We start from the raw sequence: 23,015 nt of genomic DNA on the forward strand, positions 1-23,015 counted from the left end.
ATTACAACTAAAAAGCGCTCCCCATTTCTGGAGGGCGCTTTTTATTTAGCTAATACTTAAGTATTAACCGTTGATAGCAGGAGCAGTCATTGCTACAGGAGTAATTTCACCAGCAGCTAAGTCTAGGGGGAAGTTGTGAGCGTTACGCTCGTGCATTACTTCCATACCCAAGTTAGCGCGGTTGATTACGTCTGCCCAAGTGCTGATGACGCGACCTTGAGAGTCAATGATTGATTGGTTGAAGTTGAAACCGTTCAAGTTGAACGCCATTGTGCTGATACCCAAAGCGGTAAACCAGATACCGACGACAGGCCATGCTGCGAGGAAGAAGTGCAGTGAACGGCTGTTGTTGAAGGAAGCGTATTGGAAGATCAAACGACCGAAGTAGCCGTGGGCTGCAACGATGTTGTAGGTTTCTTCTTCTTGACCGAATTTGTAACCGTAGTTAAGAGATTCGGTTTCGGTGGTTTCACGCACCAAGGAAGAAGTTACTAGAGAACCGTGCATTGCAGAGAACAATGAACCGCCAAATACACCAGCCACACCTAACATGTGGAAGGGGTGCATCAAGATGTTATGTTCTGCTTGGAACACAATCATGAAGTTGAAGGTTCCAGAGATGCCCAAAGGCATACCATCAGAGAAAGAACCTTGACCGATGGGGTAGATCAAGAATACTGCACAAGCAGAAGCCAAAGGTGCGCTGTAAGCTACGCAGATCCAAGGACGCATACCTAAGCGGAAAGAAAGTTCCCACTGACGACCGAGGTATGCAGCGCAACCGATCAAGAAGTGGAAAACTACCAACTGGTAAGGACCACCGTTGTACAACCACTCATCTAAGGAAGCTGCTTCCCAGATTGGGTAGAAGTGCAAGCCGATAGCGTTTGAAGAAGGAACAACTGCACCAGAGATGATGTTGTTTCCGTAGATCAAAGAACCTGCAACTGGTTCGCGGATGCCGTCGATGTCCACGGGAGGAGCAGCGATGAAAGCAATCACGAAGCAAGTTGTAGCAGCTAGTAGGGTTGGGATCATGAGTACACCAAACCAACCGATGTAAATACGGTTGTCGGTGCTGGTGATCCACTCGCAAAAGCGATCCCATACGTTAGCGTCAGAGCGCCGTTGTAAGGTTGTGGTCATTGTTTTATTGTTTTATAAGTGCAATGGGTTGTTAAATATGGAACAAGCGCAGTTTATTTTCGCCTGTTGAAATACAGTCTACATGAATTTACTTGGACGCGATCTGTGACTTAATACTCTGTAATAAAATACTTTAATAAAGCTCATCGAACTGTAAAGTTTTTCTACTATAAACATATAGTCATGAAAGTAATGGATTAAGGCTTTTTAAGCCATTTTAAATACAATCTAGCTATCACTTTCAATGACGCGATCGCTTAGTTATTTACCTTTACACTTCTTTACAAGGAAGCTATGAGAAACATTTTAAGTCTCGTCAATTTGTAACGAAATAATAAGCTCTATATTGTCTGATAGTCCAGTTAAAAATCAAAGTAGATGTAGGGCAAACTGCCTTCAGGAGCTAATAACCAAACAGCGTAAAAACATAGGGGCACGAAGACAAGCTTAAGGGGCCAGTTAAACTCTAACTTCAGCATTCGATTGAATGCATAGACTACAGCCATAAGCGCAGCTAAACCTAGAAGTACCCAAGCGAGTTGGGATTGGCTCATATTTAAGGCTTCCACATAGACCTTTTCAGCAAACTGGGCGTCAGCCGGATAACCCCAAAGATGTCGAATTACTAAAGAAGAGTCTTGGAGATTAGGTAGACGGAACCAAATCCAAGAGGTAAAAACCATCAATTGAGTTAAAAACCAAGCGACAAAGATCCCTAGAGGATTTTGCCAGAATTGTTCTAGATTTTCAAAGCGATCGCTTATAGAATCTGTAAGTCGATGAACCACCAAAGCTAATCCGTGGAGTATACCCCAAACGACATAACCCAAAGCAGCACCGTGCCAGATACCAGCGATTAGCATTACAAGAAATAAATTCCAGCAGGTACGGACTAAACCCCGACGGGAACCACCCAAGGGAAAGTAGACATAGTTACGTAGCCAATCTCCCAGAGTTATATGCCAGCGCCGCCAAAATTCGGAAATATTGGTGCTGAAATAAGGAAAGTCGAAATTTTCAGGTAGAACCAAGCCGAAAAGCATAGCACTACCACGGGCAATGTCTACGTAACCGTTGAAATCTAGATATAACTGCAAGCCATAAGCGAATGTAGCTAACCAGAGATCCGTACTACCGGCCCGTTGCAAATTACCGAAACATAAATCTACAAAAATTCCCAAGTGGTCTGCAAAAATACCTTTTTTGACTGCACCCCTAGCAATCAACCACAGCGCCTCAGCTACTCTATTGGTATTGGGTAATTCTAGTGTATTAAATTGATTTGCTAAGTTGTGATAGCGCGTAATCGGCCCTGAAATCAGTTTGGCGAAGAATAATTTGTATGTAGCAAATTTAAGAAAATTATCAGTAGCAGGGGCACCGCGATAGACATCTATTAAATAAGCAATACATTCAAAGGTGAAAAATGAAATTCCCAAGGGTGCAATTAACTTAAAAGAGCTATCTGGTGAGTTTGTTTGCACATGAGAAAGAAACTTGAATAAAGGGGTAAAATACTTAAAAGCTAATAGCAGTAAAACATTTAGAATTATACCCACCCACAAAACTTTTAGACGGCGACGATTCCAATCAACTTGAGCAAATTGCCACTCTTCATTAGAAATTTGCCAATCAAGAGAATGTTTTCCTGGTGATGTGTTGTTACCAATTTCCAGCCCTATACGGAAATTGATAAACGTTAATGCTAATAGTAATGGTATGTATTGAATGTGCAAAGATGAATAGAAAACCAAACTGGCAATTAGCAGCGTCCACAATCGCAATTTATGTTGTGCTAAAGACCAGTAAATTCCTAACACACTCAATAGGAACAGCCCATAAAAAATTGATATAAAGTTCATTTTTTAGTCATTTGTCATTTGTCATTTGTCTCCCCATTCCGCACTCCCTACTTCCTACTTCACTGGCCAAGGAATCATCGGATCGTTAGCTAGCTTTTTCGAGACTTCGTATGCACCAAAACGATTGAGGTGGCTAGGATCGGAAAAGAAATCATTTACTTTTGGCCACTGTTGACTCAAATCACGATAAATAAAGTTGGGATTAGCAGCCAAACGCAACATATATTGCTGAAATTGTTGCTCATATTGTTTACGCACTGGATCTAAATAATCTGCCGTCAGAGGCATATTGACAAACACTAAGGAGATTTTCTGAGACTGGGTAAACTGAAGTACTTCTTGAAAAGCAGTATCTTGCTGTCCTTCTACTTGGAAAGATTTATAGTCGTTGTCATAATTTCCGGGAACTCTAGAATGTTTTTGATAGTATCTCGCGGGATTAAAGCGAATAGACAAGGGTAGAAAGCCATCAAAGTCAACGGCTTGCTGGGAAATACTTTCATCTGAAGTACCGTCTGTCAACTGTTTTTGTGATGCAACTGTCTGATTATTACCAAATACGAGCAATTGTTTTTGTAGTAAACTTTTAATTTGGTCGCGGTTTTGATAGCTGGTAGAAACAGAGGCTAGAGCCTGATTTAACGCCTGATTGACGGCTTCATAAGTACTAATCTCCTGTTTTTCTTCCTTTGTCTTTTCTTCTCCCGAATTTACTGTATTCTCAGGTAAATCATTGCTATTTGCAGTGGTTGGTGTTTTTTGGAATGCTTGCTTATAACCAACGGATGCCGCAAGGGATTTAAAGGTAATATCCTCGCGCCCACCGTTGAAAGCACGCGCCCCATCTGCCCAGATAATTATTTTGGGTAGTTCTGATGGTTCTAGTACGTGACGAATCACAAAGTCTACAACTTGTGCCGTAGCACCGTTGATCCCAAAGTTAAACACGTCAAGATTTGGATAGCCTTGAGTTGCTAAAGCTTTAGAAAGTGCTGCGGGATCTACTCCTCTGAGGGCGCGGGAGGAGCCAATAATCAACACATCTGGGGGACTACCAGTTCTAGCTAAACGCTGTTTATAGAGTGCTAGTTGCTCGTCTAACTGCCTGACATTAAAACTTGGCATCTGCGATCGCGCTGCTAAAAGAATAGCTGTTGCGGTTGCTTTTTCCTTCAGTGGTGCGGCTGCTAAATTATTTTTTGGGGTATCATCACTCTGAGTAAATTCCGAAGCATTAAATACAGAACTCTGATTTGGAGGAGATTTTGTCTTGGAAGTACTACTAAAAAATGTCGTTTTCTCAGTCTGATTTTTCCCAGATGTCAAAGATGCCTTTTGCTCGGAAGATGAAGATGGGAGGGTGGCACTAGCTACTTTTGGCGTGGGCGTATTAAGTGCAATAATTCGACCCAATACCCAATCAGTTTGGAGGGTGAGCAATAATCCCAGTGTTCCCCAAACTAGAGCAATTTTAATTCCTTGAAGATCGTGGTTACGTTCCGCTGACTCGCTGCTTTCGGTAAATAGCTGGCTTTTCAACAGGAATTTTCTCGCAGTTGAACTCGCCGTTGCTATCCAATCTCGCGCTACTTCTGTTACAAAATTTTGAACTTCTTCTGTCGTTAAGTCTGGGCGCAAAATTGGCTCACTAGTCTCAGGTGTTACTAAATCGTTAATGTATATAGAAGTAGCAGCAAATTCTGGGGTTGCTTCTGGTACTAAACGTTGGCGATGTTCAAGATCGACGCCATAATGCCAAAAAGGTTCTTTATTCCCAGCCCGGCGACCGTAGATACGTACTCCCATAATACCGGAAATTTTTAACTGGCGGATAAACTGCGTAATTTTACTCGCTACTTGTTGTCGCTGTGGACAAACAGGTGCATCACACATAATGTGCAATAAACGATTTTTGTTCAGTAGAAGTACGCGAATTCCACCTGTCAATAGTCGCCAATCCAAATCAGGATTGAGTAAGCGCTCTAGTAAAAATACCATCGCTGGTTCATCGCCAGTATTTGCCAAATCTAGTGGTGATAGGGCAAAGGCGGGATGGTTTGCTGCGGGTAAAGCCAGCCAATCAATCCAAGTGGGTTCCTTGTCGCCTGCTTTTTGTCCGTATATGGTGGCGGCGAGAATGCCTTGAGGAGCGATCGCTTCTAGCTGCGGTAAAATCGCCTCTAAGCACACTACCTTGTCTGGGATCGGGGCAGTTCCTAAAGGATCGAAAGCTGGGATACAAAAAATATGTAGCGTTGATTCTTTCAAAGAAACTTGGACACCAACTTTTAATCCTGATAGTACCTCAGTTAATAATCGAGCGATCGCTTGGACATCCCCCCAACGCGCCCACTCTTTAAGCATTACCTCTGGTGGCGTCAAATCTATCCGCAGCAGCCAATCAGGGGCAGTTTCGCCGCTCACCTGAGAAACAATTACGGCATCTTGGTAGCCGGAAAGCTTGAGATAACGCAACTTTTGTGCTATTGGTTCGGCAAGCAACGATGCATCAGGGCTATAGCTTGATTGGCAAAATATCCACAGGCGATTTTCTTCTGGCTGAGAATTCTTGGGCTTATATAGCTTAATCTTTACCTGTACCGATACACCTAACGTACTCAGAGTTTCGCTCAGATATCGAGCGATCGCTTCTGGATTGCCTTGGCGTGCCAAACTTTCGTTAGAGACAATTAGCGCCCCACCCGGTTGTTTTGATTTTTCCGAGTCTGCTAGCAGCGCTTGTTGCACCTGATCGAGATGCTTATCTATTTGATTCAAATGAACTCGATGGCACCATGAGGGGCGCTGTTCCCCTTTTCTGCGGCCATAGACAAATACTTGATATATTGAAGTTTGTTCGCTGCTTGTGAGGATATCTAAGTTTGTTTGCTGTAGTGCTTGCAGCAAATCAGACAAAGTACGCCAACGCTGCGGACATTCTGTACCTTCACAAAGAATATGAAGGTCATTTCCCCGCAACCGGACTTTCACTCCGAAAGTGTTGATCCCTGTTGCTTGGCTCACCCATTGCACTAAGGATTGCTGGCGATCTGGTAATACTGTTTTCATGCTCAGTTAACTTTACAGGAAGCGATGGTTGGGGGATAGTGCCTGCACTTGTAAACTAGAACCATAGGTCTATCACACTCTGACGTTTTTTTTTAACAATTTTGTTACCTTCGTAGCTCACAAAATCGGACAAGATAGTCTTGTATAGGTTGCAAGTCTGACTAATGTTGAGTTTTGCGTTTATTTTACTAATAGGGAGTCAGAAATCAGAAGTTAGGAGTTAGGAGTTAGGGGTTAGGGGTTAGGAGCCAGGAGTCAGAATAATTCTATATGACTGGTTGATAACTTTTCCTTGAAAGCCGGATTTGCGTCCCACTGCTCTAATGCCCCTGACGGGCGAAACAAACAATAAGCTTATCTCATTAAACTCCCTTCCTTTATCGTTGGAGTCATCTTAACTCCTAACTCCTGACTCATAACTCCTAACTCCTTCTTACTCATGCTTCCCATAACCAAAAATTAGCAATGCCTCCTACCAACCAACAGTCTTCAGCTAAACCCGCATCCAATCTGGATTTATTTCCCATTCCTCAATCGTTCCTTTTACAAATAGGTACAGCGTCTATATTACTGCTGCTGATTACTGGAAAAACTACAGTAAGAGCACTAGAAGCAATAGGAGAAGCTAGTGAAGAATTATTTCGAGGCGATCGCCTACCCAATCTAGATTTCCCAGATGAACACGAAATCAATCAAGATGAGAAGATATACACCAAATAATTATTTGCTCAGGAACAACCCGGTGAGCATTAAGTGCAAAACCTAGAACCGTAAACAGTAATTAGCTTTACAAGAATAGAGAATATGGGTTCCCTTTTATACTCTTCGTCTCAAACTGCTGATATATACCCGGTGTCGGAATTATTTTTGCGCCATCGTCTCCAGGTAGTGGAAGAATTGTGGGAGTCAGTTCTCCGGCAAGAATGTGGTCAAAATATGGTGGACTTGTTGCGTCAGTTGCGCGATTTATGTTCGCCAGAAGGACAAGCAACAAATGACCAAGCATCTTCAGCCGTCAAATTAATTGAACAACTAAATATCAACGAAGCAATACGCGCGGCTCGTGCTTTCGCTCTGTATTTTCAGCTGATTAACATCATAGAGCAGGAATACGAACAACGGCAGCAATTGAGCCGTTATGAAGCAGAAACAGAGGAAATAGAGCCGGAAACAGCGTCTAATGTTAACTATTCGTCTAATCAAAGAGAAGATGACGCGCCTGTTAGCAAGGGAATAGCAGCAGCCTTTCTCAAAAAGAATTATCTCGAAAAGGCGCAAGTCAAACCAAAAGGTACTTTTGCTGCCTTGTTTCCCTATTTATTCAAACTGAATGTACCGCCCCAGCAAATTCAACGTTTAATTGCACATCTGGATGTGCGCTTAGTTTTTACAGCGCATCCGACGGAAATTGTTCGTCATACCATCCGAGATAAGCAGCGACAGGTGGTACAACTTTTGCAAAAACTGGATACCTTGGAAAATCACTCTGGGACTACGCCAGGAGCATATCCTTGGGAAGCAGTAGATGTCCGCGAACAATTGCTTGAAGAGATTCGCCTGTGGTGGCGTACAGACGAACTTCACCAGTTCAAACCCACAGTGCTAGATGAAGTAGATTATGCCCTGCACTACTTCCAAGAAGTTTTATTTGATGGCATTCCCCAACTGTATAAACGTTTCAAACACACTCTATCCAATACCTTTCCTTGGCTAGAACCACCGAGTAAAAACTTTTGCTCTTTTGGCTCCTGGGTAGGCTCAGACAGAGACGGGAACCCATCAGTTACACCCGAAATCACCTGGAAAACAGCTTGCTATCAGCGCAAAATGGTGCTGGGGAGATATATTCAGTCAGTGAAAAATCTGATTGAATTGTTGAGTGTGTCGATGCACTGGAGTGATGTTTTACCAGACTTACTGGAATCTCTAGAATTGGATCAGTCCCAGTTGAGTGAGGTATATGACGCACTGGCACTGCGTTATCGACAAGAACCCTATCGGCTGAAACTGGCTTACGTACTGAAACGGCTGGAAAATACTCGCGATCGCAATTTAGCTTTGTACAATCGAGAAACGCCGACAAATCAAGATAGCCCCCTATATCGTTCGGGAGCCGATTTTTTAGCAGAACTGCGAATGATTCAGCGCAACTTGACAGAAACAGGTTTAAGTTGTCGAGAATTAGAAAATCTCATCTGTCAGGTAGAAATTTTTGGCTTTAACTTGACACAGTTAGATATCCGCCAAGAATCATCTCGCCACGCCGATGCGCTGAATGAGATCCTGGAATACCTGCAAATATTACCCCAACCTTACAACGAACTATCCGAGGAGCAAAGAGTTGCTTGGCTCACAGGAGAACTCCAAACCCGCAGGCCATTAATTCCGGCAGAATTGCCATTTTCGGAAAAAACCAACGATGTAATTGAAACCTTTCGCGTCGTGCGATCGCTCCAACAAGAATTTGGTCTCAACATCTGCCAAACTTACATTATCAGTATGTGCCGCGATGTGAGCGACGTGCTAGAAGTACTACTGTTAGCCAAAGAAGCCAGACTTTTTGACCCCGCCATTGCCGTCGGAACTATTCAAGTAGTCCCCCTATTTGAGACAGTAGAAGATTTACAACGCTCCAGAAGCGTCATGCGGAAACTGTTTGAACTCCCCTTATATCGCGCTTTATTAGCCGGCGGCTACGAACAGACAAAAGCAGAGCATACCGATGAAAATTCATCCCCCCCTGCCTCCCCTGCCTCCCCTGCCCCCCTGCTCCCCTGCTCCCCTACCTCCTCTCCGCTTCCCACAAACTTGCAAGAAGTAATGCTGGGGTATTCTGACAGCAACAAAGACTCTGGTTTTTTAAGCAGCAATTGGGAAATTCATAAAGCTCAAAAATCACTGCAACAAATAGCAGAAAACTACGATCTAAGTTTGCGGATTTTTCACGGACGCGGCGGTTCTGTGGGACGTGGTGGCGGCCCCGCTTACGAAGCGATTTTAGCTCAACCAGGTCATAGTATCAATGGGCGAATCAAGATTACTGAACAAGGAGAAGTTTTAGCTTCCAAATATTCCTTGTTGGACTTGGCTTTGTACCACATGGAAACCATCACTACTGCTGTGATTCAAGCCAGCCTGCTGCGAACAGGGTTTGATGATATCGAACCCTGGAATGAGATTATGGAAGAATTAGCAGCGCGATCGCGTCAACATTATCGTGCTTTAATCTACGAACAGCCTGATTTTGTTGATTTCTTCCACGAAGTAACCCCCATTGAAGAAATTAGCCAACTGCAAATTAGTTCCCGTCCCGCACGCCGTCCATCTGGTAAGAAAGATTTAAGCAGTCTGCGAGCTATTCCTTGGGTATTTAGCTGGACGCAAACTCGCTTTTTACTTCCTTCCTGGTATGGCGTTGGCACAGCGTTACAAGAATTCTTGAACGCAGAACCAGAAGAACACTTGAAATTGCTACGCTACTTTTACGTTAAATGGCCCTTCTTCAAGATGGTGATTTCTAAGGCCGAGATGACTTTGGCAAAAGTAGATATGCAAATGGCACACCACTACGTCCAAGAACTCTCAAAACCAGAAGATCAACTTCGTTTTGGCAAGGTTTTTGACCAAATTGCTAGCGAGTTCTATCTGACAAGGGATTTGGTGTTAAAAATCACCGATCACAATCGACTGTTAGATGGCGATCCGGTATTGCAACGATCTGTGCAGTTACGTAATGGGACAATTGTCCCCTTGGGATTTATCCAAGTTTCACTACTCAAGCGTCTACGGCAGTCCCAAAATACTGCTGCTACTTCTGGAGTGATTCATTCTCGTTACAGCAAAGGCGAGTTACTGCGAGGAGCATTGTTAACTATTAATGGTATTGCAGCCGGGATGAGAAATACAGGTTGATGGGGAATGGGAAGAAGCGGAGGGGCAAGGGAGACAAGGGGACAAGATGACAAAATGACTTAAGTGAAAACTTGCAACAAGTTTCTGCCCCTGTCCCCTTGTCTCACATTTTGCACCTAGCCCTAGCGATTAGAAATCGCGGCTATATAAACGAACGCGAACAGCGTCTCGCAGAGAAGTCCGCGTAGGCGGACTAACGCAAAATCAAGTCTTTTCAACCTGCGGAGGCAGGTTTTGTATTTCGACTCCGCTCAACACAAGTCTGTGTAGCCGTGACTTCTAGTCGCCTGGTGCAAGATATAAGTTGTCCTTTTCCCATTCTCAATGACAAATGACAAATGACAAAAAATAGAATTTTAATTTGCACTTTCTTGGCACTGTCATCAGGTTTTTTTGGCGCTTACACCAGTGGGCAAATCACCATGATGCTGCATAGCCAAAAGTGTCAAAACCAACCTTGGGGTTTCAAGGAGATGTGCAACGCTTGGATGACACCAGGCGCAATATGGCAAGGTAGTACAACAGGACTATGGACAGGAACTATATTAGGGGCGTTTGTTGGTGGTGTGGTGACGCGACAAGCTCGTGATTAATCTAATGTGATACCAATTCAATTAATGATTGCAACACATCCTTGGGTAAAGACGCGATTCATCGCGTCTCTACAGATTTTCAAATTGGTATGAGTTTCAGGGTTGGCAACTTTGGTGTCAGCAAGGCTGGTAAAATCTACCCATAGCGAAGAAGAGTAAATCACCATGCCTACCGAAACTAACCCAGGGAATCAAACTACTACAGGAGCTGATGCGATTGATGAAGCGATCGCACAGGGAATTGATTTTGATGGTTCTCCCATTCCCCCTGCCAAGCTAGAACTTTATGGTAAAGTTATGGCGCTAGAAGGCAATAGACAGCGCAGTGGTGTATCTAATACGATGCGATCGCGCATTGTGCGCATTGGTGCAAAACACATTCCCCAAGCAGAACTCGACCAATTACTTGTAGATGCCGATTTCGCGCCCCTAAAAGAGAAAGAAATTGCCTTTTTCTATAGTGGTAAATAAAGTTAGGAGTTAGGAGTTAGGAGTTCGTTGAGATAAGCTACTTTAGCTATGTCTGGCGACAAACTCTGACCTCCTTCGCACAGCGTAATGCTGCTAATTCCCTACCGCCACACGTCTGGGCTTAACACATCAATTCAATTTTTTACCTCACACATCTTAAATTGCCATCGGTATTTTGGCTTCTTGATTCTTCTCTTAATATTTTCAAAAAGTGTATCTTCAGCAAGATATTGTCAGCTTTGCCTTGTGTTTGAATTGGCAGATGGCTATATGTACTTGAGTAATAGCTGAAAGACTTGGAGAACACATGTCAGGAACTACGTCAAATTCAGAAATGCAATATCGAGTACTCGGTAGTACAGGAGAGAAAGTTTCCGCCATCGGATTGGGTGGTTGGCACATCGCCTTGAAGCACGTTGATGAGCAACTGGCTATCCGCATTGTGAGAACAGCTATCGATCGCGGCATCACCTTTATGGATAACAGTTGGGATTACAACGGTGGAGTCAGCGAAATTCGTATGGGCAAAGCGCTGCGCGATCGCTATCGAGATAAAGTGTTCCTGATGACGAAAATCGATGGTCGCTCTAAAAAAGTAGCAGCAAAACAGCTAGACGAATCACTCCAACGCTTGCAAGTTGATTGCATCGATCTGGTTCAGCACCACGAAATCCTGCGGCACGAAGACCCGCATCGAGTTTTTCACGAAGAAGGGGCGAATGCTGCCTTGATTGAGGCACGGGAAGCTGGCAAACTTCGATATATAGGTTTTACTGGGCATAAAGACCCCTATGTTCATCTGCACATGCTGGAAGTTGCAGCCACTAATGGGTTTAAATTTGATACAGTGCAGATGCCTCTCAATGTGATGGATGCCCACTACCGAAGCTTTGAAAAGCTGGTTGTGCCAGAGCTAGTTAAACAAAACATCGGCGTTCTGGGAATGAAAAGCTTGGCAAACGGTATTCTTTTACGGTCAAAAACTGTAACACCAATTGAATGTTTACACTATGCTTTGAATCTGCCGACATCGGTTGTGATTACCGGAATTGACAGCATGGAAATTCTAGAGCAAGCTTTTGAAGCAGTGCGGACGTTCCAGCCAATGAATGATGAGCAGGTGCGATCGCTCTTAGCAAAAACGGCAGAAGCGGCATCAAGCGGCGAGTTTGAGCCGTTCAAAACCTCATCAATCTTCGACAGCACTGCCCAAAATCCAGATTGGCTAGGAGAAGAACCACAGCGTATCCAGCAATTGATGTCAGCATAATGCTTTTTTAGTGTTGTCCGTGGAGGAACTTCACACATCGACTATGCTACCGCTGATATCTTTCTGGTTTCATTCGCTCCCTAGCAAAATTTATTTTTACCCAAGCATCCCGCCAGTAACTTTTAAAACTATTCTCTCTGGCTCGGAGTGCGCGATTATGACCAATCCAGACTAGAATCACTGGTACATAATCATCTGATTCTAGCAACTTTATTAATGAATTTAAGATTATAAAAGCTGTGGAGCGATCGCTAGCTATATATTTATTGGGCAAGCGATCGCATCGCGACTTGGTTAAAAGTCGCACTTAACACCCAAAAGTCGGGTGTTTACTCTCAACCCGTTATATCATGTCCGCTAGATTACTTATTAAACCTGAAGAACCCCTCCCCGCTCTTCGGGAGGGGCTGGGGGTGGGGTGCAATGACTGTGGAAATCATAACTAATTATACGGACATGATATTACTCCATAAAACTTTAGCGTATGATTACTATTGTCATGAATGCTGCGACTTTCTTCCTACTTGACTTTAATTAGTAATATTTAATACATTAACTCATCAACCATCAGCTATCCTATGCTTATCCATCAGCACAATTAATCACGGGATCGCTTGCTGTATTCTTCATGATTTGTTACAAAAGTACAAAGAACTTCTAGAGACCCAAAACCACATGTTCGGCGGACTTACTGGTTTACAAGATCCTAAAGGCACAGATTGGGGAGAGCGGATGCTCAACACAGTCGCCAGCCAAACGATTCGCCACCTGTTTACCCAAAGCGAGTCAGTAGAAGTCTTTGTGCGCTGCTACCCCTCCAGCAAGCTCTTGCAAGGCAGCATTGACAGCTTTAAAATGAGCGGTCGTGGCTTAGTGATTCGGAGAGATTTCGCGGTTGAGGAGATGTCGTTTGAAACTGATGCGGTGGCCATTGACTTCGGCTCGGTTTTAAGTGGCAAACTTAGCCTTAAGCAGCCCACTCAAGCGATCGCTCAAGTCATATTATCAGAAGCAGGCATAAACCAAGCCTTTAATGCGGAACTGGTGAAAAAGCGCCTGCTTAACCTCACCGTACCATCACTGACAGAATTATCTGGCGGTGAACCAGTCTCCTTTACAGATGTCCAGATACAGCTATTGCCAGAAAATCGCTTACAGCTTGTAGCAAAAGCAGATTTAAATAATGGCGAACTCGTACCCCTGAGCATGATTTTAACTGTAGGCATTGAAAGACGGCGGCGAGTTTCTTTCAAAGATCCGAATATTCAACTTGACCAAGTGCCAGAAGCACAACGGGAAATCTCGCAAACCTTGAGCGTAGCGCTGGTAGAAATTTTAGATAATATGGTCGATTTGGATCGTTTTGACCTTGATGGAGTCAAAATGCGTCTCAACCGATTAGAAACTGAAGGTCAAAAAATTATTTTCAGTGGATATGCTGAAATTGAACGTATTCCACATAGCGCTTGATGCAAGATTACACGCAAAAAGTTAATGTAAAATGAAGCTTTAAACAAATTAAATACCGCCTAGAATCATCTAGGCGGTATGTTTAAATCTTTAGGTTTTGAAAGGAGTTAGGAGTTGTTAATTATAGATTGTAATTAATTTTTATTTGTCACTCCTAACTCCTAACTCCTAACTTTCTATCTTCCCACGCCTACATATTGAAATCCAGCGCGGATCATTGCTTCGGGGTCGAGGAAGTTACGACCATCGATGATAACGGGGTGGGCCATCAGTTTCGCCATCTTCACATAATCCAGAGTGCTGAATTGCTGCCATTCGGTGACGAGTACTAAAGCATCACAGCCATCAGCTAGTCTTTCAGCATCGGTTTCTACTAACACCCCAGAAAGACCATGACGCATACCTGTTTGGGAAATAATGGGGTCGTAGGCTTTGACTTTGGCTCCCAGTCGGTTTAGCTGCTCAATTAGGATGAGTGCTGGGGCGTCTCGCAAGTCGTCGGTATCTGGCTTGAAGGTCAGTCCGAGTAGTCCGACTGTTTTGCCTTTGAGAATTTTCAGAACTTGTTGGAGTTTTTCCAAAGCAATCAACCGCTGACGTTCGTTGACACTGACAGCGGATTTCAGTAGCTGGGCTTCATAACCATAATCATCAGCAGTGTGAATCAGAGCGGAGACATCTTTGGGAAAACAAGAACCACCCCAACCAATACCAGCTTGTAAAAACTTGTTACCAATGCGGGAATCTAGACCGATACCTTTGGCTACTTGGGTGACATCAGCACCAACGCGATCGCAAATATTAGCAACTTCGTTAATAAAACTAATCTTAGTGGCTAAAAAGGCATTAGCGGCGTATTTGATCATCTCCGCCGAACTCAGGTCTGTTGCCAGAATTGGCACTGGAGGTAAAGATTGATCCTCAGCGTACTTGCGTTCCACAATCGGGGCATACAGTTGTTGCATTAAGGCTACTGCTCTTTGGCTATTGCCTCCTAGTACGATGCGATCGGGGTTAAAGGTGTCGTGAACTGCCGAACCTTCGCGCAAAAACTCTGGATTGCTGACTACATCAAACTCGGCTACAAATTCAGATAATTTCTCATCACTCGGCACTCCACCTGCGGGTACCAGTGTTTTCTGCCGCTCTGCAACACCATCTAGAACAAGCATCCGTACCCAGTCACCTGAGCCAATGGGTACTGTAGATTTATTCACTATGACTTTATAACCACCGTTGAGATTTTCCCCAATCCCACGGGCTACAGCTTCGACGTAACGAGTATCACTTTCACCAGTGGGTAAAGGTGGCGTTCCCACAGCAATAAACAGAATTTCTCCGTGGGAAACTCCAGCAGCAAGATCGCTAGTAAAATGAATCTTCTCTGTTTGAATGGCAGACTGCATAATTTCTGAGAGTCCCGGCTCAAAAATTGGAGACTGCCCAGACTTCATTAACTTAACTTTTTCTTCGTTGTTGTCTACGCAAATTACATCATGCCCAATATGAGCCAAGCAAGCGCCTGTAACTAAACCAACGTAACCAGTACCAATCACGCAAACACGCATTTATTTAACTCCTCACTTAATTTGGGCTTAATCTTCAAAAAGAAGTTCTCAATTTTACACTTACACATTTGGTAAAACTCAGCAACTAAATATACTAGCTACCGATGGGGTTAGCTTGCATGAAAATTTAGAGCGACGCTAGACGTAACTCAGGTGGTTGAATTATTGACATCGCTTTGAATGCGATCGCGAAAATCTTCTATTGTTAGTTTTAAACCTTCTTGCAGAGGAATGGTAGGTTCCCAATTTAACCAATTTTTTGCCTTTGTGATATCCGGCTGGCGACGTCGGGGATCGTCCGAAGGTAGTGCCTCGAACTTAATCTGCGCATCTGGATTGATCATATTTTGCACTGTTTGTGCCAATTGTAAAATCGTGTATTCACCAGGATTGCCTAGGTTCATTGGGCCAATGTAGTCGCTATTCATTAGGCGGATGAATCCTTCTACCAAATCGGAAACGTAGCAGAAACTACGAGTTTGCGAACCATCACCGTACACGGTTAAAGGATTACCCTGCAAGGCTTGAACTATAAAGTTGCTCACCACCCGACCATCATTTTCTAACATTCTCGGCCCGTAGGTGTTGAATATCCGCACAACTCGAATATCAACTTTATTTTGCCTGTAGTAATCAAATGCTAGAGTCTCAGCAATTCTTTTACCTTCGTCATAGCATGAACGTATTCCAATGGGATTGACGCTACCTCTATACTCTTCAGTTTGGGGATGAACTTCTGGATCTCCGTATACTTCACTAGTAGAAGCTAAGAAAAACCTTGCTTTCACACGTTTAGCTAGCCCCAACATATTCAGTGTTCCCATCACGTTAGTTTTAACGGTTTTAACTGGGTTGTACTGGTAATGTACTGGTGAAGCAGGACAAGCTAAATGATAAATTTGATCCACTTCTAACCGAATTGGTTCGGTAATATCGTGACGGATCAATTCGAAGTACGGATGGCCTAACCATTTCAAAATGTTGCGTTTATGACCAGTGTAAAAATTATCCAAGCATATTATTTCATGCCCAGCAGCCATTAGTCGGTCGATGAGATGGGAACCAATAAACCCAGCACCGCCCGTCACCAAAATTCTCATAGTTTCCCAGTTACTTACAAATATTTTCAGTAGCTATTGCACTTACTTTTAGATTACCCAGCTTGGGTACAAAAATACAAAACAAAAAAAAATAACAAGGCTCAATCAAAAATTGTTGTTGAACTTACCTATTTTTTCACGGTTGTAGTTTTGTTATATTTTTACCTGTTTTCTTAAGAATTCAATTAGCAAAATAACAAAAATTGTTTAAAAATTGTTTGTTGTTCAGCCGTTCTTTATCAAATCTTCAAAAATATAAAGTATTTTTACGGCTATTACGTTTTTAATTGGATACCAAAAATTAGTCGAGATCGGGTTGACACTCGCGCTACAAATATATGCAAATAATACAGATGTAAATCCCTACAGCCGATTCATTTATTGCCAATATGTTTCGGAAATTTGATGCCTCCGGCGGACTACGTTAACGCAGCCAAAGTCCAATTACTTGAACTGTATTCTGCCTTACATCATACAGCAGATGTAATGCTGCTAACCGTAGTAGACATAATTAAATTTGTGCTTTGAGTGCGTTGCGGTTCTCCAAGCATGATAATTGAGCAGGTGAGTTGTCTGGCTAGCTGGGTTGTGACATCGCTAATGGCTAACCCTCCAGGACTGGTACGATTACGTATAAAAGGTAAAACTACTAAATCATATAATCTTGCTGCCTGCAAAATTGCTTGGGCAACATTTTCGTGAGCAATAATTTGAATTTCTGGGGCATTGGCTAAAGCCAATTTAGATACCAATAGGGAGAGATGCGATCGCCTCCAAGCAATTTTACTAGAACTAGTGCGGCGATCGCACACATTCAGCACAGTAATGTGGCTCTGATTTGCCTCTGCTAGCATCTGGGCAAATTGTACAGGTTGTAATGTCGGTGCTGTTAAATTTTCGATTGGTACTAAGATCCGCTGAATTTTTTTCGGTGATTCTACTAGACGTGTCACTGCTACTGGACAATGAGATGCCCAAAGCACACCATCAATCACATTCCCAAATAAACGCGCTCGTAACCCAGTCCGTTTACCCCAACCCATAACAATTAAATTAGCCTTTTGTTCGCGAGCCGCTCTGCTAATTCCTTGAGCAAAGGCATCATCGATTCGCAGCATTGGTTCTGCGGCTACGCTCAAGGTTCGACTTTGTATCGTGGCTTTATTCAATAACCACTCACTCCGTTGTAGAGACGCTTCTAACTGGGGTGCATCCATGTGAGCAGCAGCAGTAGCGATCGCCAGGGGTATAATTTTGCCATGAGACTGACGCGCTAATAATGCTGCCATTTCAATCAAATACTGCTGGGTCTGAGGATTATATATAGGCACGACTATAGTAAAAGCACTGTCTGTTTCTGATGTGTTCTCCTCAGCTAGAGGTGGTGCTGGATCTTCATCTGGTGGGGAATTCAAACCAACAGCTATTCGACTGGTTATCAACGGCCCCAAGGTTGATGTGACGAGCATTAAGACAATCACACTGTGTAATACTTCTACTGGCAGCAACCCAGCCTGATATCCCACTAACGTTGCTGCTAACGTTGTACCAACCTGGGGAAGTGACAGCGACCACATCGTTAGCATTTCTTGCCATTTATAGCGGTAAACCAGTTTTGTCAACAAAGCTGCGATCAATTTACTGATAATCAAACCAACTACGATCAACAGCGTTAACTTGACTGTGTTCAGATTATTCACAAAGGCGGGTAAATCGATCAGTAAGCCAAGGTCAACAAAGAAGATGGGAATGAACAGCACACTGCCAATAAAGACCACCTTTTCTTTGACTGGGCCTTCACCCACAGCTTCATTCACCGCCAAACCCGCTAAAAAAGCACCAACAATTTTTTCTACCCCAATCAATTGAGCGCCCACAGCTGCCAGAAACACAGAAAGCAATACAAACAAAAACTTGTTTCCTTCATCGTCTCCAGACCGTTTGAAAAATTCTTTGCCTGCCCAATCAAAGCCTGTCACAACGGCCACAGAGTAAATAATTAACCAACCCGACAAAGTAAGTAGTTTCGCAAAGCTGAATGCTCCAGCATGAGAGACAGCTACACAAATGGCTAATATCAGTACTGCACCAATGTTTGTAAAAATCGTAGCTCCAATGGTGACAGTAACAGCTTCGTTGTTTACCACTCCCAAACGGCTGATTATGGGGTATGCCAAAAGGGTATAGGAACCGAATAAAGAGCCAATTAAGATTGAAGTATTCCAGCCATAGCCTAAAATCAGACCTACTAATGTTCCCATGACTAGGGGTACACTGAAAGTCAAGCTAGCAAACCCAAAGGCACGACTTTTTTTCCGGCGAAACTGTTCTAGATCAATTTCTAGCCCGGCGACAAACAGCAAATAAATTAACCCAATGTCTGAGAGTAGGTTAATCATCGGTGAGTCAGACTGAAAAAGATTCCAACCCGAAGGCCCAAGTACTAGCCCTGAGAAAACCAAACCCACTAATCCTGGTAATCTTAGCCGCTCAAACATGATGGGTATAACTAAGATGACCATCAGCAAAATAGCAAAGGGAACAATTGGTTCTTTGCCAAGAACTTGAGAAGTTGGTTCCAGAACAAGAACTTGTGATATTAGTTCCATATATTAGGAATTGAAGGGGCTATGGTAAAACAGCGATTACCTTGGGGGCGATCGCCCGATCAATATGAATAAATAGAGAAGCCACCTGACGAAAAATCAAAAATCTTCTTAATTTACAGTAACTAGGCAATTATTTAAGAATTAACTACCTACGGGTGGATTTGACTCAAAATGAACCGTAAGCGATCGTAGTCATCTTTCAGTAGCACACTTAAGCTACGTCCAGCTTTAATTAGCCATTGTCGGTCAGCTTTGCGTAACTGGTATACATCTCGAATGGCAGCTGCGGCTAAAGACTCGATTGGCGCACCATTGATACACAGCAGTGTCCGTAAAAAATCTAGTTCTTCAGTAAATTTAATGATAGCTTCTGGTTCACATCGATAAACAGCTTGATGAATTTGCGGGGGACGGGGTGGAAGATACTGATACACTCTTTGGTTATAACTTTGATTTTGCGAAGATAGTTCAAATCCCACGATCGCAGCCCGGAATTCTGTGCGGAGCATGGCAAATATTTGGGGTTGTTCCTCCCGTAAGTCTTGCAAGGACAAACCTAATGCTCTCGCTCGGTGTACGGAATCTATGGGCATAGTGGTGGCATAATACACTACCGCATAAATTTGATTGCCAGATTCTTCATCTACAGAACAGACCCAACTACCAAAGGGTGGCATTGAGGGAAAGCTTAAATCTTCCGGTTCCAAACACTGAGCTAAAAATTCAGTACTAGTAGTTTCAATCACCTCCGCAATGTGGTTCGGATGGCGATCGCCAGTGGCAAACTGTGGTAAGGGGAGGCGCATGGGAGTGCTGTTAGCGATAGCGGGGCGTTTAGCCCGTGCTGAGTTAAGAGTTAGGAGTTAGGAGTTATGAGTTGAGGAATCATAACTCCTAACTCCTAACTTCTCACTCCTAACTAAGTCTTATTTGGCTTTTTTACGTCCGGCGGTAGTTTCTACGAGTTCCAATTCGCTCAGGCGGAAGGTAACTAATTTATCCCAGTTACCACCTTCAAATAATACGGCTACTTTGCCATCACTCACGCGTTGCACGAGTCCTTCGTAGCGATAATAGGTATCTGCGGGATTCTTGACGCGAACAGTTGCTCCAGGCAGAATCATTTTTTTAGCCTCGCTTGTTTCCTTTTAATAGCTTAATACTTGTTAATAGTCATTTGTCATTAGTTATTAGCAAAGGACAAATGACTAATGACGAATCAATAATACTTCTGCCTTTGTCGAAAATTTGCTACCGATTCTACTATTCCCAAGGAAATGAAGTTAGTCAGCATCGCAGAACGCCCATAACTCATCCAAGGTAGGGGAATTCCTGCCACAGGTGCTAAACCAACAGTCATGCCAATGTTGACAATCAGCTGAAACACAATCATGGACAAAACGCCAATAGCCAACAAAGAACCAAAGTTATCTTTGGCGGTTTGGGCAACATGCAGTAGACGCAAGCAAATTAAGCAGAAGACAAACAGCACTAACAAACAACCGACAAAACCAAATTCTTCCCCCACTGCGGAGAAAATAAAGTCTGTATGCTGTTCTGGTACAAAATTCAGTTGTGTCATGGGCCCCTTGAACAGACCCCATCCCCAGATTTCACCAGCACCAATAGCAATGCGAGATTGGATTAAGTGATAACCGGCGCCTAGTGGATCGTGATCGGGATTCATGAATACAGTTAGGCGGTCTTTTTGATACTCTTTCAAAACATGGTTCCAAGCGAAGACTCCTAATTCGCCACCCAGTATATTGAGAGTCCATGCACCGATAGCACCTAAACCAAATCGACGCCAGGGAAGAGTTTGCCAGCCCACAATAGCCATTGCAACTGACCAAATTAATCCTAATGGGCCAAAAGATAGTTCTTTGAATAAAACTATCGGCTCTGTTAAAGGCCAAGATATACTAAACAAAATGGCAGCAACCACCGGAGAAATCATCAGAATTAACCAGCCTGGGTTAGCATTTGCCCAGTAAAGCATTCCTAAGACGATCGCACCAAATACCATTGATGTTGCTAAATCTGGCTGCAAAAATACTAATCCCCAAGGTATAGCGGTGATTGCCAAAACGCGGAAAACACCTTCGAGGCTAGAAGCAGTCCGCCTGTGTAGCAAGGCTGCTAATGTGATAATCATGCCGACTTTGGCAAATTCTGAGGGTTGCACGTTAAAGCCGGCGATACTAATCCACCGTTGTGCCCCTTTGGCGCTAGTACCAGCAATCATCACGGCGATTAAACTGAAGTTCGTTAATGAATAAGTTACCCAGTGCCACTGCATCAAGAGTTCGTAACGGATGCGAGATAACAACAGAGCTATAAGCACACCGATACCCGCTACCATCCAGTGCCACCACCAGTCAGTTACGGGCTGCTTCAGTTCCGTACTGAGAATCATCAGACCGCCAAAGATACTGATAACTATCGGCAAACAAAAAAGTAGCCAATCTACACCCTGCCAGGGCTTAACCCAAGACTTCCAGCGAATTTTGGGGAGCGATCGTTTTAACAACATTGTGCCAGTTTAGACTTTAGCTTTAATTGTTGGGAATTGAAAAGAGGCAGAGGGGCGGGGAGCAGGGTGCAGAGGGGAAAATTCTTCTCCCTTGCTCTCCTGCTTCTTCCCCACTCCCCAATCCCCAGTCCCTAGTATTCCCAGGAGATAGCCCAGGAAGTAGATAGAAATTAAAATTAATTATGTTAAAGCAGCAACTGATACTTTACCAGCAATAGTAAGAGCGATCGCTGTTAATGCTTTTGCTGAAGCTGAATCTGGCTCACCAACAACTATTGGCACACCACTATCACCACCAACTCGCGTGGAAATCTCTAGCGGTACGCACCCCAACAGTGGCACTCCCAATTCAGCAGCGGTTTTTGAGCCACCACCGGAACCAAAGATGTCATATTGCTTATCTGGTTGATCGGGGGGGATAAAATAGCTCATATTTTCTACGATCCCCAATACCGGAACATTCATCTGCTGGAACATCCGCAATCCCTTGCGAGAATCTAACAGAGCTACGTTTTGCGGTGTGGTGACAATTACTGCCCCTGCCATCGGCACTGCTTGGGTTAAAGTTAACTGAGCATCTCCGGTTCCTGGTGGCATATCTACAATCAAATAATCCAGTTCTCCCCATTCAACTTGATAGAGAAACTGACGAATTACACCATTGAGCATAGGCCCCCGCCAAATTACTGGTTGATCTCGGTCAATCAAAAAGCCCATTGAAACTAATTTGACGCCGTGATTAAAAGCAGGTTCCAGGATGTCACCTGTTTCAGTGGAACGCACTACAATTTGGGCATCAGCCAGACCCAGCATGGTGGGGTCATTGGGGCCGTAAATATCAGCATCTAGCAAGCCGACTTTCGCCCCAGTTTGGGCTAGAGCCACTGCTACATTCACTGCAACTGTACTTTTACCAACGCCACCTTTGCCGCTGGAAACAGCAATGATATTTTTGACTCCAGAAATGCCAGTGCGGTCAGGTAAACTTTTTTGTTGCGGTGTCTCTGCCGTCACTTCTATGCTGACATCGGTAACGCCTGGGAGTTTTTTGACAGCTTTCTGACAGTCTTCAACAATAAATTCACGTAAAGGACAGGCAGGAGTGGTTAATACTAAAGTAAAACTAACCTTACCACCGTCAATTTTTACGTTGCGAATCATATTCAGTTCTACCAGACTTTTGCGGAGTTCTGGGTCTTCAACTGGTCGCAAAATTTCTAAGACAGAGCGGGAATCGAGGACATCGTACATAAAAATTCAAAATTCAAAATGAATAAATACACTTGTGGGAAACATCTTAGCTATTAACTGGATGCCTCCTTAAGTAAGGTCAGCTAAGTTTTATCACTGTTACTGCCGTGATAAAACTTAGCAAATAGCATTATTACCTAATTGAATCTTAACTTTCTTTG

General features: G+C 43.6%; 18 protein-coding genes. 6 read left to right on the top strand and 12 right to left on the bottom strand.

Annotated elements, in window-relative coordinates:
• Positions 1-63 precede the first annotated feature (63 nt).
• The 3 genes from psbA to CDG76_RS25500 form a co-directional block, all read right to left on the bottom strand.
• Complete coding sequence (psbA, locus tag CDG76_RS25490) at positions 64-1,146, bottom strand: photosystem II q(b) protein (RefSeq protein WP_094351684.1); 1,083 nt, start codon at positions 1,144-1,146, stop codon at positions 64-66.
• Between the two features lie 362 nt (positions 1,147-1,508).
• Positions 1,509-3,008, bottom strand: a complete 1,500-nt coding sequence (locus CDG76_RS25495; protein WP_094351685.1) for an MBOAT family O-acyltransferase — start codon at positions 3,006-3,008, stop codon at positions 1,509-1,511.
• 54 nt (positions 3,009-3,062) lie between these two features.
• The gene (locus CDG76_RS25500) at positions 3,063-6,077 is read right to left on the bottom strand and encodes a DUF1574 family protein (RefSeq protein ID WP_094351686.1); all 3,015 of its coding nucleotides are present in this window, start codon (positions 6,075-6,077) and stop codon (positions 3,063-3,065) included.
• Between the two features lie 465 nt (positions 6,078-6,542).
• Between CDG76_RS25500 and CDG76_RS25505 the strand changes: the two genes are divergently transcribed.
• The 3 genes from CDG76_RS25505 (at position 6,543) to CDG76_RS25515 (ending at position 10,582) form a co-directional block, all read left to right on the top strand.
• The gene (locus CDG76_RS25505; protein ID WP_094351687.1) at positions 6,543-6,797 is read left to right on the top strand and encodes a hypothetical protein; all 255 of its coding nucleotides are present in this window, start codon (positions 6,543-6,545) and stop codon (positions 6,795-6,797) included.
• Between the two features lie 84 nt (positions 6,798-6,881).
• Positions 6,882-9,989 (top strand): phosphoenolpyruvate carboxylase, encoded by a 3,108-nt coding sequence (locus tag CDG76_RS25510; protein ID WP_094351688.1) that lies wholly within the window; start codon positions 6,882-6,884, stop codon positions 9,987-9,989.
• Positions 9,990-10,327: 338 nt separating this feature from the next.
• Positions 10,328-10,582 carry a hypothetical protein gene (locus CDG76_RS25515; RefSeq protein ID WP_094351689.1) on the top strand — a complete coding sequence of 85 codons (255 nt, stop codon included), beginning with the start codon at positions 10,328-10,330 and terminating at the stop codon, positions 10,580-10,582.
• Positions 10,583-10,599: 17 nt separating this feature from the next.
• Here CDG76_RS25515 and CDG76_RS37695 read toward each other — a convergent pair whose 3' ends face one another.
• Positions 10,600-10,749, bottom strand: a complete 150-nt coding sequence (locus CDG76_RS37695; RefSeq protein ID WP_190240981.1) for a hypothetical protein — start codon at positions 10,747-10,749, stop codon at positions 10,600-10,602.
• Between CDG76_RS37695 and CDG76_RS25520 the strand changes: the two genes are divergently transcribed.
• Together CDG76_RS25520 and CDG76_RS25525 are read left to right on the top strand one after the other, a co-directional pair.
• Positions 10,748-11,053 (top strand): small RNA NsiR4-regulated ssr1528 family protein, encoded by a 306-nt coding sequence (locus tag CDG76_RS25520; RefSeq protein ID WP_094332552.1) that lies wholly within the window; start codon positions 10,748-10,750, stop codon positions 11,051-11,053. The two genes, CDG76_RS37695 and CDG76_RS25520, sit on opposite strands and share 2 nt — an antisense overlap.
• Positions 11,054-11,360: 307 nt before the next feature.
• Positions 11,361-12,323: an aldo/keto reductase gene (locus CDG76_RS25525; protein WP_094351690.1), complete on the top strand. Its 963-nt coding sequence runs from the start codon at positions 11,361-11,363 to the stop codon at positions 12,321-12,323.
• A 46-nt stretch (positions 12,324-12,369) separates the two neighbouring features.
• On the opposite strand, the gene CDG76_RS25530 is transcribed toward CDG76_RS25525, so the two are convergent.
• Positions 12,370-12,630, bottom strand: coding sequence for a hypothetical protein (locus CDG76_RS25530; RefSeq protein WP_094351691.1), 261 nt, complete (start codon positions 12,628-12,630; stop codon positions 12,370-12,372).
• 368 nt (positions 12,631-12,998) lie between these two features.
• On the opposite strand from CDG76_RS25530, the gene CDG76_RS25535 reads away from it, so the two are divergent.
• Entirely contained in the window at positions 12,999-13,793 is a 795-nt protein-coding gene (locus CDG76_RS25535; protein WP_190240982.1) for an LmeA family phospholipid-binding protein, read from the top strand.
• A 176-nt stretch (positions 13,794-13,969) separates the two neighbouring features.
• Here the strand turns inward: CDG76_RS25535 and CDG76_RS25540 are convergent, their stop codons facing one another.
• The 7 genes from CDG76_RS25540 to CDG76_RS25570 form a co-directional block, all read right to left on the bottom strand.
• Positions 13,970-15,361, bottom strand: coding sequence for a UDP-glucose dehydrogenase family protein (locus tag CDG76_RS25540; RefSeq protein ID WP_094351693.1), 1,392 nt, complete (start codon positions 15,359-15,361; stop codon positions 13,970-13,972).
• Positions 15,362-15,510: 149 nt separating this feature from the next.
• Positions 15,511-16,461, bottom strand: coding sequence for a UDP-glucuronic acid decarboxylase family protein (locus CDG76_RS25545; protein WP_094351694.1), 951 nt, complete (start codon positions 16,459-16,461; stop codon positions 15,511-15,513).
• A gap of 470 nt (positions 16,462-16,931) precedes the next feature.
• Complete coding sequence (locus CDG76_RS25550) at positions 16,932-19,070, bottom strand: cation:proton antiporter domain-containing protein (RefSeq protein ID WP_094351695.1); 2,139 nt, start codon at positions 19,068-19,070, stop codon at positions 16,932-16,934.
• A 149-nt stretch (positions 19,071-19,219) separates the two neighbouring features.
• Positions 19,220-19,876, bottom strand: coding sequence for an HAS-barrel domain-containing protein (locus CDG76_RS25555; protein ID WP_094351696.1), 657 nt, complete (start codon positions 19,874-19,876; stop codon positions 19,220-19,222).
• 120 nt (positions 19,877-19,996) lie between these two features.
• Positions 19,997-20,194 (bottom strand): NAD(P)H dehydrogenase subunit NdhS, encoded by a 198-nt coding sequence (locus CDG76_RS25560; protein ID WP_094351697.1) that lies wholly within the window; start codon positions 20,192-20,194, stop codon positions 19,997-19,999.
• A 95-nt stretch (positions 20,195-20,289) separates the two neighbouring features.
• Positions 20,290-21,603 carry a rod shape-determining protein RodA gene (gene rodA, locus CDG76_RS25565; RefSeq protein WP_094351698.1) on the bottom strand — a complete coding sequence of 438 codons (1,314 nt, stop codon included), beginning with the start codon at positions 21,601-21,603 and terminating at the stop codon, positions 20,290-20,292.
• Between the two features lie 180 nt (positions 21,604-21,783).
• Positions 21,784-22,854, bottom strand: coding sequence for an Mrp/NBP35 family ATP-binding protein (locus tag CDG76_RS25570; RefSeq protein ID WP_094351699.1), 1,071 nt, complete (start codon positions 22,852-22,854; stop codon positions 21,784-21,786).
• Positions 22,855-23,015: the final 161 nt, after the last annotated feature.

The organism is Nostoc sp. 'Peltigera membranacea cyanobiont' 210A (genome assembly GCF_002246015.1).
In the GTDB taxonomy this organism is placed as follows: domain Bacteria; phylum Cyanobacteriota; class Cyanobacteriia; order Cyanobacteriales; family Nostocaceae; genus Nostoc.